The 18447-nt window shown below is 70.0% G+C and carries 15 protein-coding genes, 1 tRNA gene and 3 pseudogenes; 12 read left to right on the top strand and 7 right to left on the bottom strand.

The genetic code is table 11. The features are described from left to right. Positions 1-71 precede the first annotated feature (71 nt). The 4 genes from OG963_RS26330 to OG963_RS26345 all read left to right on the top strand — a co-directional run bounded on the left by OG963_RS26330 (position 72) and on the right by OG963_RS26345 (position 7612). A complete protein-coding gene (locus OG963_RS26330; protein WP_371799516.1) occupies positions 72-3026 on the top strand; it encodes a lantibiotic dehydratase in 2955 nt (984 codons plus the stop codon). Beyond that, positions 3023-4300: a lanthionine synthetase C family protein gene (locus tag OG963_RS26335; protein WP_327367974.1), complete on the top strand. Its 1278-nt coding sequence runs from the start codon at positions 3023-3025 to the stop codon at positions 4298-4300. Before OG963_RS26330 ends, OG963_RS26335 begins: the two co-directional genes overlap by 4 nt. A gap of 21 nt (positions 4301-4321) precedes the next feature. Further along, complete coding sequence (fxlM, locus tag OG963_RS26340) at positions 4322-6403, top strand: methyltransferase, FxLD system (protein WP_327367973.1); 2082 nt, start codon at positions 4322-4324, stop codon at positions 6401-6403. Between the two features lie 90 nt (positions 6404-6493). Beyond that, positions 6494-7612: a hypothetical protein gene (locus OG963_RS26345; RefSeq protein WP_327367972.1), complete on the top strand. Its 1119-nt coding sequence runs from the start codon at positions 6494-6496 to the stop codon at positions 7610-7612. A 25-nt stretch (positions 7613-7637) separates the two neighbouring features. On the opposite strand, the pseudogene OG963_RS26350 reads toward OG963_RS26345, so the two are convergent. Beyond that, a pseudogene (locus OG963_RS26350) lies at positions 7638-8027 on the bottom strand (mobilization protein); the annotation flags it as partial. Here OG963_RS26350 and OG963_RS26355 point away from each other — a divergent pair. The 6 genes and pseudogenes from OG963_RS26355 to OG963_RS26380 all read left to right on the top strand — a co-directional run. Continuing rightward, positions 8022-8285 (top strand): annotated as a pseudogene (locus tag OG963_RS26355) (transcriptional regulator); the annotation flags it as partial. The pseudogenes OG963_RS26350 and OG963_RS26355 overlap by 6 nt on opposite strands. Next, positions 8282-8410, top strand: coding sequence for a hypothetical protein (locus tag OG963_RS26360; protein ID WP_371799517.1), 129 nt, complete (start codon positions 8282-8284; stop codon positions 8408-8410). The pseudogene OG963_RS26355 and the gene OG963_RS26360, both read left to right, overlap by 4 nt. A gap of 166 nt (positions 8411-8576) precedes the next feature. Then, the gene (locus OG963_RS26365; protein WP_327367971.1) at positions 8577-9164 is read left to right on the top strand and encodes an Imm21 family immunity protein; all 588 of its coding nucleotides are present in this window, start codon (positions 8577-8579) and stop codon (positions 9162-9164) included. Between the two features lie 231 nt (positions 9165-9395). Then, positions 9396-9455, top strand: a pseudogene (locus OG963_RS26370) (hypothetical protein); the annotation flags it as partial. Further along, positions 9430-9894: a hypothetical protein gene (locus tag OG963_RS26375; RefSeq protein WP_371799518.1), complete on the top strand. Its 465-nt coding sequence runs from the start codon at positions 9430-9432 to the stop codon at positions 9892-9894. The pseudogene OG963_RS26370 and the gene OG963_RS26375, both read left to right, overlap by 26 nt. Positions 9895-10005: 111 nt before the next feature. Then, positions 10006-10551: a flavoprotein gene (locus tag OG963_RS26380; protein WP_327367969.1), complete on the top strand. Its 546-nt coding sequence runs from the start codon at positions 10006-10008 to the stop codon at positions 10549-10551. Here OG963_RS26380 and OG963_RS26385 read toward each other — a convergent pair whose 3' ends face one another. From OG963_RS26385 to OG963_RS26405, 5 genes are all read right to left on the bottom strand, one after another. Continuing rightward, entirely contained in the window at positions 10552-12264 is a 1713-nt protein-coding gene (locus OG963_RS26385; protein WP_371799519.1) for a relaxase/mobilization nuclease domain-containing protein, read from the bottom strand. After that, the gene (locus OG963_RS26390) at positions 12261-12917 is read right to left on the bottom strand and encodes a MobC family plasmid mobilization relaxosome protein (RefSeq protein WP_371799520.1); all 657 of its coding nucleotides are present in this window, start codon (positions 12915-12917) and stop codon (positions 12261-12263) included. Before OG963_RS26390 ends, OG963_RS26385 begins: the two co-directional genes overlap by 4 nt. A 93-nt stretch (positions 12918-13010) precedes the next feature. Continuing rightward, the gene (locus OG963_RS26395) at positions 13011-13820 is read right to left on the bottom strand and encodes a DUF2637 domain-containing protein (RefSeq protein ID WP_327367966.1); all 810 of its coding nucleotides are present in this window, start codon (positions 13818-13820) and stop codon (positions 13011-13013) included. Between the two features lie 195 nt (positions 13821-14015). Continuing rightward, complete coding sequence (locus OG963_RS26400) at positions 14016-15251, bottom strand: DUF3631 domain-containing protein (RefSeq protein WP_371799521.1); 1236 nt, start codon at positions 15249-15251, stop codon at positions 14016-14018. 215 nt (positions 15252-15466) lie between these two features. Then, positions 15467-15697, bottom strand: coding sequence for a hypothetical protein (locus tag OG963_RS26405; RefSeq protein ID WP_326742090.1), 231 nt, complete (start codon positions 15695-15697; stop codon positions 15467-15469). A gap of 94 nt (positions 15698-15791) precedes the next feature. Between OG963_RS26405 and OG963_RS26410 the strand changes: the two genes are divergently transcribed. Both OG963_RS26410 and xerC read left to right on the top strand, forming a co-directional pair. Continuing rightward, a complete protein-coding gene (locus OG963_RS26410; protein ID WP_327367964.1) occupies positions 15792-16472 on the top strand; it encodes a helix-turn-helix transcriptional regulator in 681 nt (226 codons plus the stop codon). Continuing rightward, positions 16469-18142 (top strand): site-specific integrase, encoded by a 1674-nt coding sequence (xerC, locus tag OG963_RS26415; protein ID WP_327367963.1) that lies wholly within the window; start codon positions 16469-16471, stop codon positions 18140-18142. The genes OG963_RS26410 and xerC overlap by 4 nt, the downstream gene beginning before the upstream one ends. Before the next feature lie 46 nt (positions 18143-18188). On the opposite strand, the gene OG963_RS26420 is transcribed toward xerC, so the two are convergent. Next, positions 18189-18261 (bottom strand) — tRNA-Arg (locus OG963_RS26420). Between the last annotated feature and the right edge of the window lie 186 nt (positions 18262-18447).

The raw sequence follows: 18447 nt of genomic DNA on the forward strand, positions 1-18447 counted from the left end.
CCCGGCCCTCGCTGCCGATTCCTCCATGCCCTGACCTCGACGACCGCTCGCCCAGTGGTTCGTCTGCCCGTGTGTCGTGGCTACGCGCGGCCTGGGCGGACAGGGATGTCGCCGAGGCCCTCCGGTACTCCAGCCCGGTCCTGGCTGAGCAGGTAGGGGCCTTGTGCACGGCCGAGCACCCAGCCCTCCGGGATGTGCAGCGCGCGGCGCTGTCCGTGGCCCGCTACCTGCTGCGGGCCCAGCACCGGGCGACACCCTTCGGCCTGTTCGCCGGCGTGGCCACCGCGGCGTTCGGTCCGCAGGCGCGGGCCGACTGGGGCGAGGAGCACGTGGCCGTCGGCCGGGCAGGGGCGGAGTGGTTGGCGGCCCTGGTCACACGGCTGGAGTCATGCCCGGACCTCCTCGAACGGCTGCCCGTCGTCATCAACAACACCGTGATGTACCGGGGAGACCGGCTCATCGTGCCGTTCCAGCCCGACGTTAAGGACGACCTGACTCGCGCGGTCGAAGCGTCTTTGGCCCTGACTGGACCGGTGCGCGCGGTCCTGGCCGCGACCCGGGCGCCGATTCGGTTCGGCACCCTCGTGGACAAGCTCCAGGCGGAGTTCCCCGAGGCTGATCCCGAGAAGGCGCGTCAACTGCTGGCGGAACTGATCCGGCGGCGGGTACTGATCACGGGCCTGCACACTCCGAGCACCGAGACCGATGCCCTCGGGTATCTGGTGGGCCAACTCGACGCGATCGACGCCGGCAGCCTCGTCCCGGTCGCCGAGACCGTACGCGAACTCCACGCCATCCGGGCGGGTCTGGAGGAGTGCGCCACGTACGGCGGCCGGGACAGCGTCGCGGCGCGGATGCGAGACCTCGTCTCGGGCCTGCGTCGCCACCCCGTCGCGCTCGACCTCCGCCTGGATGCGCGGCTCGTTCTGCCGGAAGCGGTCGCCCGAGAGATCGAGCGCGCCGCTCTCGTCCTGTCCCGCTTGAGCATCCGCCCGTACGGGACCGCCGCCTGGAAGGATTACCACCAGCGCTTCTACGAGCGGTACGGCATCGGCACGATGGTGCCGCTCAAGGAGGCCGTGGCGGACAGTGGCACCGGCTATCCCGACGGCTACCCAGGTGCTCCGGCCGGCGCACGCAGGTCCCGCGTCTCCGCTCGGGATGACGCCCTCGTACGACTGGCTCAGGCCGCCGCGCTCGACGGCCGTGACGAAGTGATCCTCACGGACGAACAGATTGAGGCCCTGGACGTGGGTCCCGACGAGCCCCGGTTGCCGTCGCACTTGGAGATCGGAGTGCGGGTTCACGCGGCCAGCCTGGAGGAATTGCAGCGCGGGCGGTTCCGGCTGGAGATGGTGAGCGTGTCCCGTGGCGCCGGCGTCTCCACGGGCCGGTTCCTCAGCGTGCTGGCCCCCGCCGACCGCGAGGCCCTGGCCGCCGAGCTTGCCGACCTCCCGGCCGCAGACGGCAACACCATGCCCGCGCAGCTCTCTTTCCCGCCCCTGCTCCCCGCGAGCGCCCACGTCACTCGCACCCCACAGGTCCTGCCCACTGTGATCAGCCTTCAGGAGCACCGCGTCCCGCAGGACACCGTCCTCACCCTGGAGGACTTGGCCGTGGGATGCGACGGCCGCCGCATGTACCTCGCCGTCCCCGAGCGAGGCCACCGCGTGGAGGCCGTTGGGATGCACGCGTTGAGCCTGCGCACCCACACCCCGCCGCTGGTGCGGTTCCTCACTGAACTGTCCCGCGCCCAGTGCGCGCAGGTCACCGTCTTCGACTGGGGTGCCGCGGCAGCGATGCCGTTTCTTCCACGTCTGCGGTACGGCCGCACTGTGCTCGCCCCGGCACGCTGGCGGCTGGAAGCGTCCGAACTGCCCGGCCATGTCCGCCCTCGGGCCGAGTGGGACGCCGCGCTCAGCGACTGGCGTGCCCGGCGGAGGCTGCCGCGCCGTGTCCATCTCGTTGAGGACGACCGACGTCTCTTCCTCGACCTCGGCGAGGCCGGCCACCGTGCGCTCCTGCGCAGACACCTCGACCGTTCGTGCCTGGCCGTGCTCGTCGAGGCCCCGGAACCAGAGGCGTACGGCTGGTGCGGTGGGCGAGCCCACGAGGTCGTAGTTCCGCTCAAGGCGACCCGACCGCCGACGTGGCCACTACTGCCCGCCCCCAGCCGTGCCCGTGCCCTGTCTGCGGCCCAGACGCAGACGCCCGCCGCTTCCTCTGTTCTTCTGGCCGCTCTGTACGGCGATTATCGACGCCAAGTCGTCCTGATCTCCCGGTACTTGCCCGGCCTCCTCGAACAACTCGGCAGCCCGCCGTGGTGGTTCATCCGCTTCCGCGACCCGGACCAGCACCTCCGCGTACGCATCGCCCTCCCCGACCCGGAAGCCTTCGCCGACACGGCCCGAACGGTGAGCGCCTGGGCCGACGAGCTACGAAGCATCGGCTTGCTGACCGACCTGCGCTATCCCACCTCCTACCGCGAGATGGGCCGCTGGGGCTCCGGCACCGCATGGGAGGCGGCCGAGGAGGTGTTCCGGGCGGACTCGCGCGCCGTCCTGGCCCAGCTCGCGCAGCCACAGTGCCCCGGACTGCGCACGCTGGTGGCGGCCCACACCGTTGCCATCGCCTCCGCGTTCCTCGGCAGCACCGAGGCCGGGACGCGATGGCTGATCGACCACATCCCTCCGAAAGCCCCCGCTCCCGTTCGGCGCCCGCAGTTCACCGACGCCGTACGGCTTGCCGACCCGAGCGACGACTGGGCGGCGCTGCGCTCTGTCCCGGGCGGGGACGCCATCGTGTCGGGATGGGCTGACCGGGACACGGCGCTCGCCGCGTACCGGCCGCACCTGCCCGGCCCGGACACCCAGGGCATCGCCGTCGACGATGTCCTGACCTCCCTGTTGCACGTCCACTTCGTGCGCCACGTCGCCGTGAACTTTCCGGAGGAAGAGGTGTGCCTCTACCTGGCGCGTGCCGCGGCCCTGGCCTGGACCGCCCGCACTCGGGGGAGGGCCTCGTGACCGCCCACCCCGCGCTCGGCTTGGTCGCAGCCATCGCCGCCCGGCTTGCCGACCCCGACATCGTGCCCCTCGGCTCCAGGACGCTTTCCTCGGACCGGCAGCACCTTGCTTACGGCCCGCCCGGGATGGCGCTCCTGCACATCGAGCGGGCCGCGAGCGGCCTCGGCTCGTGGCAGCGCGCCCACGACTGGCTCGCCGCCGCCTCCCGGCAGCCGCTCACCAGCGGCCCGGACAGCCACCCGTTCTACGGGGCGTCCGCCTTCGCCCACGCCCTGAGCTGTGCCGCCGACCATCTTCCCGGCTCCTACCAGCGTGCCCTCAAAGCGATGGACGGACAGATCGCCGTCGACGTCGGGCGCCGTCTCGATGCCGCGTACCGCCGCATCGACGCCGGACGCCTGCCGCAGCTCGCCGAGTTCGACGCCATCCGGGGCCTCACCGGATACGGCGCCTACCTACTGCGCCGAAACCCCGGCAGTTCCACGATGCGCGCCGTTCTCGACTATTGCGTGCGCCTCACTGAACCGATCACCCATCACGGCGAGACCCTGCCGGGCTGGTGGACGGAGACCGGGCCCTCCGGCAGCCCGGACGACCGCTTCCCCGGCGGACACGCCAACACCGGCATGGCGCACGGCATCGGCGGCGTGCTCGCGCTCTTGGCCCTCGCCGCTCGGAACGGCTCCGTGGACGACGGGCACCACGCGGCAATGCGCACCATCCTGACCTGGCTGGACTGCTGGAAGGAGAAGAGGGCCGACCGTGGACCGGTCTGGCCGTACTGGGTCACTCGGGGCGAGCTGCGGACGGGGCGTCTCGCCTCGTCCGCGCCCCGGCGGCCCTCCTGGTGCTATGGCACCGCTGGCCTCGCCCGCGCCCAGCAACTTGCCGCACTGGCCCTCGGCGATACCAGCCGCCAGATCTACGCGGAGAACGAGCTCGTGGCCGCCCTCACCGACCCCGCGCAGCTGAAGGCCACGACGGACAACGGCCTCTGCCACGGGTTCGCCGGCCTTGCCCACGCTGCCGCGCGTACGGCAGACGACGCCCACCCCTCGACCGCGGGAAAACTCCGAGCCACTATCCCGGCCCTCCTGGCTGCGGTCATCCCGCCGGGCGCCGACCCCGAACTCATGGCCACGGCGCTCATCCAGGACGAGGAAGGAGGCCACGGCCTCCTCGACGGCGCCGCCGGCATAGCCCTGGCCCTCCTTGCGCCCAGCACCGCCGCACCACCCCGGTCCGCCTGGGACGCATGCCTCCTCATCGCTTGATTCACCGACCGAAGGACCCCTATGCCTCCCGATCTCTGGCACCAGCACAACATCACCTTCGTCGACCGCGAGAGCGCCCGCCGCACCATCGCCGAACGCCTCGGCCCCGCCTTGATCGCGGCTGAGGCCGACGGGCAGCTCACCGGCTGGTGGTTCATGAACAAGCAGCCTTGGCCACTGCGTTACCTCGCCGACAAGCCCTCATCAGCAATCGAGTCACTCCTGAGCGACCTCATCGGCGACGCCGTGGTCGTGTCGAGCCTGCCCTGCGTCTACGAGCCCGAGACCGACGCATTCGGTGGGCCCGAGGCCATGGATGCGGGCCACGAACTCTTCCACCGTGACTCCCGCCACCTGCTCACCTACCAGCCGGGCCTGGTGCACTTGGGACGCCGGGAAACCGCCATCCTGCTCGCGAGCGCCATGATGCGCGGCGCCGGACTCGACTGGTTCGAACAGGGCGACGTATGGGCGAAGGTCGCAGCTCTTCGACCGGTCACCAATCCACCACACCCCGAACGATCCGCCGAACTGATCACGCCCATGCTTAAGTTGATGACCGCGGATGCCCGCAGCCTCAGCCGCCCGAACGGTCCACTGCACAGGTATGACGAGTGGGTAACCGCCTTCGAACGGGCTGGAGCCATGCTCGCCGACCTCGCAGCCCGCGGCGCCCTCACCCGCGGCCTGCGCGCCGTCATCGCCCACCACGTGATCTTCCACGCCAACCGCGCCGGTCTCCTCCGGGACGACCAGAGAACCCTGTCCCACATCGCACGAGAGGTAGTCATGGGAACAAGTGACCGGACCGCATCGCCCACTGAGGCAACGGCCGACGCCGATAGCGTCAGCGCGGTGAACACCGACACGATCACCACCCCCACGGCGGACGCCGAGCGCCTCCGCAACGCCCTTGTCGACCAGCTCCGCGCGGACGGACACGCCCGCACGCCCGCCGTCGAGACCGCGTTGCGGACCGTGCCCCGCCACGTGTTCGTGCCCGAGGCGTCGCTCGAAGACGCCTATGCCAACGCACCCGTGCACATCAAGTACGACAGCGACGGCACCTCCATCTCCTGCGCCTCCCATCCAGGCGTCGTCGCCCTCATGCTGGATCAGCTCGAAGCTCAGCCCGGCGAGCGCATCCTCGAACTCGGCGCCGGCACCGGCTACAACGCCGGTCTCCTCGCCCACCTGGTCGGCGAGAGCGGACACGTGACCACCCTCGATGTCGACGACGACCTCGTGGAAGGCGCCCGTGCGCACCTCGCCGCCGCAGGGATCACCAACGCCGAGGCCGTGACCCGCGACGGGGCTCTCGGCTACGCCGAAGCAGCGCAGTACGACCGGATCATCGCCACCGTCGGCGCCCACGGGGTGCCGCACGCCTGGCTGCAGCAGCTCGCCCCCGGCGGCCGGCTCCTCGTCCCCCAGCGCCTCAAGGGCACGGTGTCTCGCTCCATCGCCTACGAGCAGCGTGACGGCCGGTGGGTGTCCCTCGGCAGCGAGATGAACACCTTCATGCCGCTTCGGCGGGGCATCGCCGACGATGACCGCCGAGTGATCCCGCTCAGTACGGACGGCGCCGTACGACTCCAGGCCCCCGCCGGGCTCAACATCGACGCCGATGCCCTCGCAGGTGTGCTTGACCAGCCGCGTACCGAGGAGTGGACCGGCATGACGGTCCGCGCCATGGAATCGCCGGAGTGGATGGAACTGTTCGTCACCTGCTCCCTCCCCTCTGGCCTCATCCGGATGCTGTTCCCCCGCAGCGCCAAGGGCACCCTACTCACCGAGGACCCCTACCCCTCGTCGACCGCGGTCGTCGACAAGGGTGCCGTCACCTACCTCGCCCGGCGCCTGTCGAAGGAGCAGACCCCCGAGGGCGACAAGCTCTGGGAGTTCGGCGTCATCGGCCACGGCCCCGGCAGCGACGAGTTGACCGCGAAGGTCGCCGACGCCATCCGTACCTGGGACCGCTACTACCGCGACCGTGAGGCCACGTTCGAGATCCAGCCCCTCGACGCCCCCGCCATCGAGCAGCGCCCCGGTCTTTTCGTCCTCGACACGCCGCTGAACCGCATCGTCGTCGACTGGCGATGACGCACGACGCGTAGCGGACGGTGCCCGTCGGTACACGGCTGGCGGGCACCGTCGCCTCAGCAATCCTTACTTTCAACCCGGGGGAGATCCATGGACCCGCACGGCCTCACAGCCCAGCGCTTCCCGCTCGTCGCCCGATTCCGCCCCGCCTGCCTGCCCCTGCCTGAACGTGTGCGTGCACTCGTCGACCTGGCCGACACCGCGGTGAGGAAGGCCGACCAGGGTCTCGCATCGGCCGTCTACAACCAGGCCGCGCTCATCGCCTCCGACCTCGGCCTCCCCGACCTCGCCCGCGAGATGTGCCACCAGCACGCCGCCGCCTACCTCCACGCCTGCCCCTTGCCCGGCATGACCGCGATCCGAGGACTGGAGCCGGTCGTCAACCTCGCCCGCCTCAAGATCCGCGCTGGCCACGCCGACGAGGGGCGCCAGCGACTCCTCGACCTGTACAAGGCCGTCGAGACGGGCACAGCGGCACGGTTCGAGGGCGTCAACGTCCCTGCGGACCTCACAGCGACCGGCGAAGACCGCCAGGAAGTTCGCGCGTGGCTGTGGCGCGTCCTCCTCGCCGACGGCACCCGCACCCTCACCACCGAGGGGCGCTGGGCCGAGGCGCTGGTGCACATCAAAGCCCACCATGGCATCGGACAGCGGATGCTCGACGGTCGGCAGGTCGCCGTACTCGCCGCCCTCGTTGCGAACGACACGGCAGGGGCTGCTGGTCTCCTCGCCGGCACGCTGCCCGGCGACCCATGGGAACAAGCCGTCACGGCGTGCCTGACGGTTCTATGCCGCCGCGACGCCGGGCAGCTGATCGACGGTCACCTGGCCGACCTGGTGACGACCTACTCCGGACGGAAGGCCGAACCCGGGATGACCGTCTTCGACACCCGGCTCGGCCTTACAGTCCTCGACGCGATCGGTTCCGCCGAGGCGCTCGCCGCGCACCGCATCGTCGAAGACCTCCACCGCAGGACGACGGACGCCGAGGACGGCTACGCGGCCCGCGAGAACTTGGCTCACCCTCTGTTCACCGCGATCGCCACGGACCGGCAAGTGCAGGACTGCCGAGCGCTGGTGCGCGCCTGCGCCCTCGGCACAGGGGTCCTCTCGGACGAGCTGCGAAGAGAACTGACGCCAGCTCTGCGCGTCAGCGACAGCGTGATCCGAGAAAGCCTCGTATGTTCCTCCAGGCCCGGAGGAACGTAACCCCCTGCGGGCCTGACGGTGTCTGTCGGCTCTGTCGGCGCTGCTGTTCGGTAGGCGGCGTAGCCGCCGACGGAAGCTGACCGTCGTGGGTCTGCCGGACGCGGACCGAGGCTGCGAGGGCGGAGCGTCGGCGGGCGGCTTCGGCGCGGCGGTTGGGTGCTGGGTTTCGGCCAGTGTGCTGGATGCGGGTGATGAGGACACGGGCGGGTTGGCGGGCGGTGGTTAGCTCACTCTGAGCTGCGGCTTCCCGAAGGAGTTGGCGGGGTTGGTGGCCGCGGGCTTCGGCGTCGGCCAGGACGGTGGCGAGCGCGGGCCAGGCCGGGTCGGCGAGGATCCGCCCAGCGTGGCCGGGGACGGCTGCTCGCACGTCGCTGGCGAGGGCGCGACGGGCTTGATCCCTGGGCGGTCGCACACTGCCCGCCCCCTCATGCGACGGCACATTCCCGTACCCGAGCGCCGGGCCGCGCTCTGGGTGGACGCCGCCCGCGCCTACAGCCAGCAGGGCAGACTCGCCGACGGCTACCAGGCGCTGCGCATCGCCGAGAGCTGCGCGGCACAGGACGTCCGCCGCCCGGTCGTACGCGAACTGGTCGCCGACATGGCAGCCCGCGACCGCCGCCGGACACTGCCCGAACTGCACCACTTCAGCCGCCAACTGGGAGTACCCGCGTGAGCGATCAGCACGACACGCCGCTCCTCCAGATCGTGGTCTGCGTGGCCGGAGTCGCCGCCGACGTCGGCTGGCTGATCACCGCGGCGCAGGAGCGCTGCCGTTTTTCCGAGGAACCGCGTTCGTAGGGAGCGTGCGACGCGGCAGCTCGTCGACCGTCTGCGCCCGTAGAGCAACGCCCTGAACGGCGGAGAACGGGAGGGCAGTGGACGCGACCGTAGCCAGTGGGGGTGGGGATGTTCGTCGGGTGGCCGGTTTTCGGGCGGTGTCAGTGGGGGCGGCCAGACTGGGCGCATGGATGTTTCTCACGAACCCGACCGCAGTGACCGTGCTGGGCTGGTGTGGGTCCGGTCGATGGGCGGCCCCTTGATCGTCGTTCCGGAGTCCTCGGTGAACGCCTGGGGTGGATGCACCGAGGACGGTTCCGTTGTCGGTGATGCCGGTGGCCGTGACGACTATGACCGTGCCTGCGAGGTGGAGGACTTGGCCGGGCTGATCACCGTGGGCGCAAGCGGCGCCACCGCGCTTGTTCTGGCCGATGAACCTGCGAAGACGTCTTTCCTGCCCAAGGAGCTGATGTTCGTGCGCTGGCTGGCTGCGGACTCGGAGGACGAGTTGTTCGAGGGGGTTGAGGCGGTCCTGGCCGATCCCGACACCGAATGGGAAGACAGCGGGCTGTGGGTCACTGATGGCCCGGCGGTATTGATGGATTCGGCCGAAGCGGGCGCCGATCTGGGAGTGGAGTATCCCGATGGGGGACATCCGGATCAGACTCTGGTGCAGCTCCCTGCCGGTCGATGGAGGGTGCGTGCGGCCCACAAGACAGGCGAGTTCCCCTGGGTGGGTGTGGTGCAGCTCGTCGCCGAGAGTGGCCGGGACTGACGAACAAGACCCCGTGACAATGAAGTTCGGTGACACGGGACACCGACACATGAAGCCCGCAGTGCAGCACCGCGTCCACGGCAGACTGTGACCGAGCGCTCCACTTGGCCGGTGAGTGGTTGAGATGGCCAGTTGAGCAAAGGACGTGGAGGGGGGACGGCGTGTGAAGACGCTGGTGGAAGAGACCGTCGTGGCTGAGCTTCAGACCGGGGCAGACGAGGCGGTTCGTCTGTACGTTGCAGCCTGTGCAGAACGGATGGCTCCGATGTTCATCGGTCTGCGGGCGGGTGAGGCGGACCGGGAGGCCGATGTGAGCTTCTACAGGGAGTCTGCGGGCGACCTCTGGAGCGTCGACCGTCCGCTTCCGGACGCCGCTGACCGTGCATGCCGACTGGAGCAGTTCCCCGAGTGGCAGTCAACCGAGGATGGTCTCACCGATGTCGCCGGTACCTACGCGTTCTTCGCGAGTCTGGTCCTACGGTACGCCCTGCTGGCCAACGGTTCTGGAAACGCCGAGCACGCGGTCTCCTGCGGTCACACGGCGCTCACCGCGATGGGCATGCTTGACCAGAATGTGACGGGCGCCGATTTCAGCAGCGAAGAGCAGCGGCTTCAGTCGCTCTCCGTATCCGGTACCGCCGCAGGTCTATGGGAAGCCAGCGTCAGTGCCGGACGGGAGCGATTCCGCGCGGTGCTGAGCCGTACCCCAGCCGGAGGGATCCAGACCTGACTGTATGTCGGTGTGAGCGCTCGACTGGCCAAGTTAATCGCTCAGTCGCGCAGACTCCTACGAGCCCGCCGCGTCGACTGCATTGATCTTGCACCCGAAAGGAAGCCTTCAGTGAACGATCAGTCTGATGAACTCGTGCTTCAGATCGTGGTCTGCGCGGCCGGGGTCGCCGCCGACGTCGGTCGGCTGATTACCGCGGCGCAGGAACGGCACTGGGACGTGGCTGTCATCACCACCCCGGACGGGCTCGGTTTCCTGGACGTGGAGGCGATCGAGACGCAGACCGGCCGTCCCGTCCGATCGGCCTGGCGGGCACCTGGCGAACCGCGTCCGACGCGCCCCGCGGACGCGATCGCGGTCGCTCCGGCCACGTTCAACACGGTCAACAAGTGGGCCGCGGGGATCTCCGACAATCTCGCGCTGGGCATCCTGTGCGAGGCGCCGGCCATGGGTGTCCCGGTGGCCGTGCTGCCGTACCTGAACTCCGCCCAGGCAGCCCATCCCGCTTACCGGCAGAGCCTTGATCGGCTGCGGGAGATGGGCGTCCTGGTCGGCTCGTACGAGCCTCACCTGCCGAAGGCCGGGGGTGGGGCCGACCGGTACCGCTGGGAGGAAGTGCTGGAGCTGCTTGCTCCCAGGGTGTCCGCGCGGTCGTGATCAGCGCTGTCGTGGGCGTGGTCGCTGCGGGGCCGTGATCGCGACGGTCGTTTCGGGGGCCGGGGTGGTGGGGTGCTGGGGCGCGGTCCGAGGGGTCACCGTGCTGCGGGCTCGTGCTGCGCGGGCTCGTGCGCTCGGGGCCGGCCGCTCGCTGAGGCGCTGGACGCGCCAGGTCAGTACCCGTGCGGGGCGGCGGGCGTCGTGGAGAGCGCGCTGGTCGGTCGCTTGACGTAGGAGATCGTCCGGGTTGTGGCCTGCTGCTTCCGCGTGGGCGAGGGCGGCGCTGAGGGCGTCGAAGGCGGGGTCCTCGATGATCTGCTCGGCGTGCCCGGGCAGCGTCTCGCGGAGGCGGCGGACGTGCCGGTCTGCGGTCGCCGCTGGTGGCCGGTTCCGGGCGAGCGCGGCCAGGGGAGCGGGCGCGGCTTGCTCGTAGGCGGTCTGCAGGTGGAGCAGTGCCCGCTGGGCTGCGGCGACCTGCTGGTCGTGGTGGCGGAGCTGGTGCCAGTGCGAGGCGGCGATGACGACGAGGATCGCGGCGTCGAGGAGCATCGCCAGCGCGGCGCCCTCCTTGGGCGCGGGCTCGCGGACCATGGCGCGGATGGCGCCGCGCAGGGCGCGGGCGTGGTGGTGTTCGGCGTGGATGCGGGAGCGGGTGGCGCGCTCGAACACGAATGCCGCTTCGCGGAGTTGGGACTTCAGGGGGTGGGGCGCGAGGAGGGGGAGGGCGTCGAGGGCTTCGCCGAAGGCGGCGAGGTGGGCCTGGGAGGCGTGGTCGTCGTCCTGGGCGAGATGGTGGGGGATGCGTTCGGTGGCGGCGGTGGCATGGTGCCAGGGGTTGGTCCGGCGCACGCCCGGCTGGATGGTGGGCTGCGGGGCGGTGCTGGCCAGGCGTTCTTGGATCTTGGGGAGGGAGAGGTCCGGGGCGAGCTTGGAACCCGAGTACCAGATCGGTGCGTCGGCGCCGTCGGTGAGGGCGACCTTGTAGCCGCGTACGTCGCCGGAGGGGAAGTAAACGACCTCGGCGAGCACGCCCTCGGTGTGGCTGAGGAACTGGATGAACTCCTCCATGCCGGTTGCGGCGGCCACGGCGGTGCGGACGAGGGCGCGCAGGCGTTCGGGGGCGGTCTTGTCGTGGCCGGCGCGGCGGGCCTTCTCCTGTTCGGCACGGGTGGGTCGCTTGGCGGCCGTGCGGTCCCCGCGGACGACCTCGAAGAGGCCGTGTTCTTTCTCGATGGCGGCGAGTTCGCGGTCGGCGGTGAGGTAGTCGTTCCAGTGGCGGGCGGTGCGCAGGTCGGCGCGGACCTTGGTGGCGGCGATGTGGATGTGGTCGGGGGCGTGGCGCACGGCGACCCAGCGGCAGCCGTCCGGGTCACCTTCGGGCGCGATGCCGGTGGCGGCGACGATCCGGCGGGCGACGTGGGCCCACTCCTCGTCGTCGAGGATCCGGTCCTCGGGCGCGGCACGGACCGAGCAGTGCCACACGTGGCGCTCGGGGGCACGGCCCAGACGCCTGGCCTGCTTGACGTGGAGGTCGAGGTCCGCCACGAGGAGCTTCCTCGTGGCGTCGATGTCGTCGGCGCGGCCGGGGTCGGGGGCGAAGCCGTCCCAGGAGGCGACGAGGTGGGGGTCGGTGTGGCTCTTGGCCCTGACGGTGTCGAACAGATAGCGGATCAGGCCCCCGGTGTCCTTGCCGCCGCTGATCTTCGCGATCACCGGGGGGCCTTCGTGGTGGACACGGCCTGGTTCGTGGCGGCGGCGATGTGGCGGACGGTGGCGCCGACCGATGCCAGGGTCTGCTCGGCGCGGGCGAGAAGCCCGCTGTCCCCAGGGTGTGGATGTCCGCCGGAGTTGAGCCTCTTGGCGATCTGGTTGACGTTGTGGCCGATCCTGGCGACCTCGCCACGCAGAGCGGTCAGCTCGTCGATGTAGTCGTCGAGCGCGGTGCGCTGGCCGGGCAGGGCCAGGTCGCCGTGCACGTGGGCCATGACGACGGCGCCGACGTAGTGCGCGCCGGCGATGTTCAGCGACCGGGCCACGCGCAGGATGTCCGCCTTCTCGCCGACGCTGTAGCGGGCGTCGACACGCTGCTTGCGCTGGCCGTTCGGATCGCGCCGACGGCGTCGGGCGACGCGGTGGAGGGCGGCGGCTTCGGCGGCGCGCGGGAGCGGCGGGTACGCGGTGGTGCCGACCAGCTGCTCCTCCTCGGGCACCCCCTGGTGCCCGAGTGCCTCCGCCACCCCCGGGGCGGAGGCTTCCCCGTGGAACCGGCCCGTGGACGGTCCAGCGGGATACCTTGCTCCGCCTGGTGCTGGGGAGGAGGTCAGCTGCTGCTGTGATGACGAGGGTTCGTGGTCGGGGCTGTGCATGTGGGCTCCTGCAAGCGGTGGTGGAGGGAGAGGGCCCGTTCCTCCCGTCCTGATTCACGGGAGGAACGGGCTGGGGGACGTGGGCTGCGAGTATCAGCCGTTGCTTGTGGTGGCGGCGTCGAGCTCGGCCTGCAGCAGGTCCTTGACCTCATCCAGACGGCTTCGGGAGATCCCGAAACCCTCGTCCCTGACTGCCTTCTCGATGCTGCGGCGCGAGGCACGGCCGGCTCGTCCGAGCGGAGCCGTGCGGCCGATAGCCACGGCCTGCTCTCGGGAAACGCTCGGCCGTTTGCTTCCCGGCTTCCCAGGCTGCTGTGGCGTCTCCGTCTCTCGCTTCGCGGGTGGCCCAGGCACGCCGTCGTCGGTGTCCGTGACGGCTGGCGGAGCGAGCGGGCCGGTCTGGTGTTCCTTGGCGGGTTCGTGGCGGTCTTCGGGGTTGTGGCGGTCAGGGGTATCGGGGCGCCGGGCGACGAGGAGGTAGAAGTGGACGGCTCCGGCCAGGGCGAGTGGCGCGATGGCGGAGATGGCCCCGACGGTGAGGTCGTCGAGGGAGAGCCCGTTGTGGCGGGTCTGCTGGTTGAGGCGGATGGCGTGCAGGACGTTGGCCCAGATGCTTGTGGCGGTGGCGGTGCCGACCAGCGCCGAGACGTAGAGGCGGGCGGACAGGGGCGCGGTCCGCAGGACGAGCAGGGCGCCGATCCCGATGGCGATGAACCCGTCGATGACGAGCGGGAAGGCGTAGGTGAGCGCCGGGTGGATGTGGCTGGCGGCGGCCATCTGACGCAGGGCGTCGTAGGAAAGCGCGAAGGCTGCCACGGCCAGCAGCGCCACGCCCGTGCGGATCGCTGCGGTCAAGGGCACCGGGGCAGGGGAAGGTGCCGCGGTGAAGGTGGGAGAAGGCAAGGGGAAGCGCTCCAGGAGTACGGAGGTGGGACTGGTGTGGCCCGGTGGCGGGTGGGAGTGACCCGTCGCAACTCGTCGCGTGCCTGGTCAGGGCAGGTACGGGTGCGGAGGTGACATCGAGTCGACTCGTCACCGGGTCCCGACTCGTCACCGCTCTGACCTGCGCAGAGACGAGTCGCGCCGGGTCGCGCCGGGTCAGGCCCCGGTCGTGGCTTCCGGTACGGGCTCGGGGCAGTAGCGTGCCCAGGAGTCGGTGAAATGCAGGAGGGCGTAGCCCCGGGCCTGGACGTTGCCGTGGAAGCGGCGGGGGGCGGAGCTGATGCCGTACTCCTTGAGCAGGATCTGCAGGCCCCGAGGAGTCAGGCCGTTGGTGGTGTACTCCGGCCAGGGGGTTTCGGCGTCCTGGTTGAGGATGTCGAGGAGCCGACTGGTACGGAGAGCCGGCGGATTGCCTTCGGTGGCGAAGGCACGGCGGATGTCGGCCAGGAGGCGGATGCCGAGGCTACTGCTGTCCTGGTCCTGCTCTGCCTCGTGCTTGGCCATGACACGGCAGGCAGTGCGGGCGAGGTCGGGCCATGCTCCGCCGGCGAGGTCGGCGACGGTCACCAGCGGCTGCCAGGTGTCGGCCGCACGGTCTTCGACCGGCATGGCCGGTGTCAGCTCCATCGCCTCGGCGTGGAGCGGGGCCAGCCAGGCGGCGAGCCGGTCGCGCAGGGCGTGGAGGGGCGGGGTGTCCCGGAAGGTACGGAACTCCGCCACCTTCTCGCCCGGCCTGCGGCGGCGCATCCGGATGACGATCGACCGGTCCATGATCGTGTCCGGCAGGTCACCGATGCCGGCGAGGGCGGCCATGGCGAAGGTGGGGAACTTCGCCACCTCGTGGTTGGGTCCACTGACCCGGAGGGTGGGGCGGTTGCGCTGGTGCCCTGCGTTGAGCAGGCCACGCATCTCCTCGTTCTTCTCCGCGACCTTCGCGGAGCCGAAGAGAGTGTCGGCCTCGTCGACCAGCAGGGTGGGCGGTGTGGCGGTGATCGACCGGAACACCGCGGCGGCCGACGCGTTGACCGTGATCAGCGGGTTGTGGACGCTCTCCGTGATCACGTCCAGCAGCCGTGACTTGCCGCAGCGCTTTGCAGGCCCGACCACGGCCAGCCGCGGAGCGTGCTGCCATGCCGTCTGCAGATGGGTCGCCGCCACCCACAACGTCATTGCCGTGAACGCTTCCTCGCTGGGCAGTACGACGTAATGACGGATCTGCTCCCGCAGCTCCGTCAGCACCTGCTCCCCCTCGGATACCGGGGCAGCCTCGGAGACGGCTGCGTGCGGCTCTCCCGGTGAAGCAGGGCGGCCCGTCGGCTGGCCGGGTATGGCGACCGGCGGCCAGGAGGGCTTGTCAGGGGTGGAATAGGGCTCGGTTCCCGCGTGTTCCACGGGGCAGCTCCTCGTCTGGCGGTGGTGGGCTTGCCTGCCCTTGCCGCCGGGTTGGTTCTTCCAGGGCCGTTCGGGGCTGCTCGGGCCTCCGGCGTTGCCTCGCCGGAGGCCCACTTCGTACCCCGAGGGAACACGGACCGTACGTCCACTCCTGCCAACAGTCCAGCGATTCTGTGTCAGCTCAACGCAGAACGCTTTGCTAGGCTGCCGTCCCTTCATGCCGCCAGCCCGAGCAGATTCAGCAGGTCTGCGGTCACGACGCGGTAGGCGTTACCGAGCCGCAGGACCTTGCACGGGTACGCGCCCCGCTTCGCCAGCTCATACCCCTTGCTTCGGCCAAGCCCCAGGGCGCGATTGCTCGTTTCCAGGTCAACGGCTACCGGCAAGGCCAACAGGTCTTCTCGGCTCATCCCCTTGGGCTGCCCTCCTGTGGTGTTTTCGCGCATGCGGCATCCCTTTCGGTACAGCCCTCGGCGAACGTGGTCATCCCGTCCGGCTCCAGGCGTCTACCAATCAGCATCCTCAAGCTAATGTGTCTGCATGACACAACGCCATTCGGATGATGAAGAGGATGACTTCCCGGAGTGGGTGGACCGGGTCCAGGCAAACGTGGCCGGTGAGGTCCGCCGGAGAAGGAAGGAGATGGGGTGGAGCGCGCAGGATCTGGCCGACCGGTGCGAGGAGCTCGGGCACCCCATTCCCCGCAACGTGATTGCCAACATGGAGTCGGGCCGCCGGGCCGGCCTCCCGCTGGTGGACGTCATCGTCTTGGCCGCCGCGTTGGAGACGTATCCGGCCTGCCTGATTTTCCCGGTTGGTTACGTCGACCGGACGCAGGAACTCCCCTTTCAGGGACTTGTGCCGACCTGGGATGCCCTGCGCCGCTTCACCGGCGAAGAGGAAGTGCTCGGTTATGACTCGGGCCTCGTGCCCGATTTCGAAGCCCACACCAGTCTCGTGCGCACCGCGCTGGCCGCGCTCGACGAGGAAGAGCAGGCACGGTTCGCGGCCAGGACGGCAACGAGCCGCGCCCAGCAGGAAGAGGCCGAACGCAAGCAGAGCGCGTACGCCGACCAGGCCATCTCCGCCAAGTACAAGCTCCGCTACCTCCGTCGCGAGCTCCGCGAAGACGGAGCCACCCCACCCGACCTCCCACCCGCACTTCACGACGTAGACCCGCCCGAATGGGCCCCTGAGACCACCCAGGAGGAACGCCCTTGAAGGGCTCCACCCACCGCCGCTGCTACTGCCGCGACCCCAAGACCGGCAAGCCGCTCGGCAAGAAGTGCCCCAGGCTCGCCGGCCGCAAGCACGGCTCCTACTCCGTACGCCAGGAGCTCCCACCCCGAGCCGACGGAACCCGCCGCTCGTTCAGCCGTGCCGGCTACGAGAGCCTCAAAGCCGCCCAAGCCGACCTCGACCACATACGCGCCCTTCTCGGCCTTGCCGACACCGATGACTCCGAAGGTCTCGATCAGATCGCCGAGTTGCTGGAGAAGGTGGCAGACGAGAAGGCTCCGCTACCGGACATCGAGGCGACCCGTCGGCGCCTGAGCCACGGCCTGGACCTCACCAGCCGCCTCACGGTCGGTGAGTGGCTGGACATCTGGCTGGCGGGCAAGAAGGGGCGGCAGAGTGCAATCAGCCGCGACGAGAGCAACATTCGCGTCCACCTTCAGCCGCGCATCGGGTACGTTCGGCTCGACCGCCTTCGGGTCACTCACCTCTCGGAGATGTTCGAGGCCATAGCCGAGGCCAACGTCGAGATCGCCGAGGGGAACGCCGCACGACGCAAGGCGTTCGAGGATCTCGCGCAGATTGCCTGGAAGGGGCGCGAGCCCCGCGCCCGCCGTAAGGCGATGAAAGCGGCCATCGCCGAGATGGATCCCTACCGCCGCATTGTCGGTCCAGCGACGCGGCAACGTGTTCGCTCCACACTGCGGGCAGCGCTGAACGCGGCGATCGCCCAGCAGCTGATCACCTTCAACCCGGCCGCCCACGTCGAGCTGGAGGCAGGCAGGCGCCCCAAGGCGCTCGTGTGGACCGAGGAGCGCATCCTCCATTGGAAGCGCACCGGCGAGAAGCCCTCGCCGGTGATGGTCTGGACGCCGGAACACACCGGCCTCTTTCTCGACCATGTAGCCGAGGACCGGCTGTACGCGTTGTTTCACCTGGTCGCCTTCCGCGGACTTCGGCGAGGCGAGGCGTGCGGTCAGAGGTGGACCGACGCGAACCTGGAGGCCGGGCTTCTTACGGTCGCCAAGCAACTCGTCGTGAATGGCTGGGAGGTGTACGAGGACGATCCGAAGACGGACGCCGGAGCGCGCACCATCGCCCTCGACGCCGACACCGTCCAGGCACTCAAGCGGCACCGAGCCCAGCAGGACAAGGATCGCGAGAAGTGGGGGAGCGCCTGGGCGGAGACCGGAAGGGTCTTCACCCGCGAGAACGGAGAACTGCTCCACCCCGCCAACGTCACACGACGATTCATCGAGCTGTATGAGGAGATCGGCCTCCCGCCGGTCCGGCTCCACGACCTCCGCCACGGTGCCGCGACCCTGGCTCACGCTGCAGGTGCCGGCCTGAAGGACATCCAGGAGATGCTCGGCCACTCCTCGATCACCATCACGTCGGACACGTACACGAGCCTGCTCCCCGAGGCGGATCTGGCGATCGCGGAGGCTGCGGCCCGGCTCGTGCCGCGAGCGCGCACAACCCCCGAGAACACCGCTCCCGAAGCGGAGGCCGAGCCCGACGACGCGGAGTCCGCCGAAGCGGAATCCGTGCCGGATGGTGCTGATCCTTTGGGGAAAATTCGGGAGATCAACTCCCCGTCCGCTCACGCACCGCTCACGCAAACGGCCCCGGACGAGGAGTCCGAGGCCGAGTAAGACCCCTCCCTGGGGAGAAACGCCAGGTCAGAGCGGTAACGCGTTGTGCCCCCGGCAGGATTCGAACCTGCGACACCCGCTTTAGGAGAGCGGTGCTCTATCCCCTGAGCTACGAAGGCAGATCTGCCGCTGACGGCAGTCCAGGACAGGGTAGCGGATGAGGCGCAGGGGTGATGGAGGCAGGCGGGCGGTGCATTCGGTGAAGGTGCTGCCGGGTGCGCGCACGGTGTGGGTTGCGGGGTGTCTTGACGGGGCATGGGGGCGGGCATAGCGTCACGAAAGTACTGAGCAAGCGCTTAGAGAGG

The sequence above is a fragment of the Streptomyces sp. NBC_01707 genome, from assembly GCF_041438805.1.
Lineage (GTDB): Bacteria > Actinomycetota > Actinomycetes > Streptomycetales > Streptomycetaceae > Streptomyces.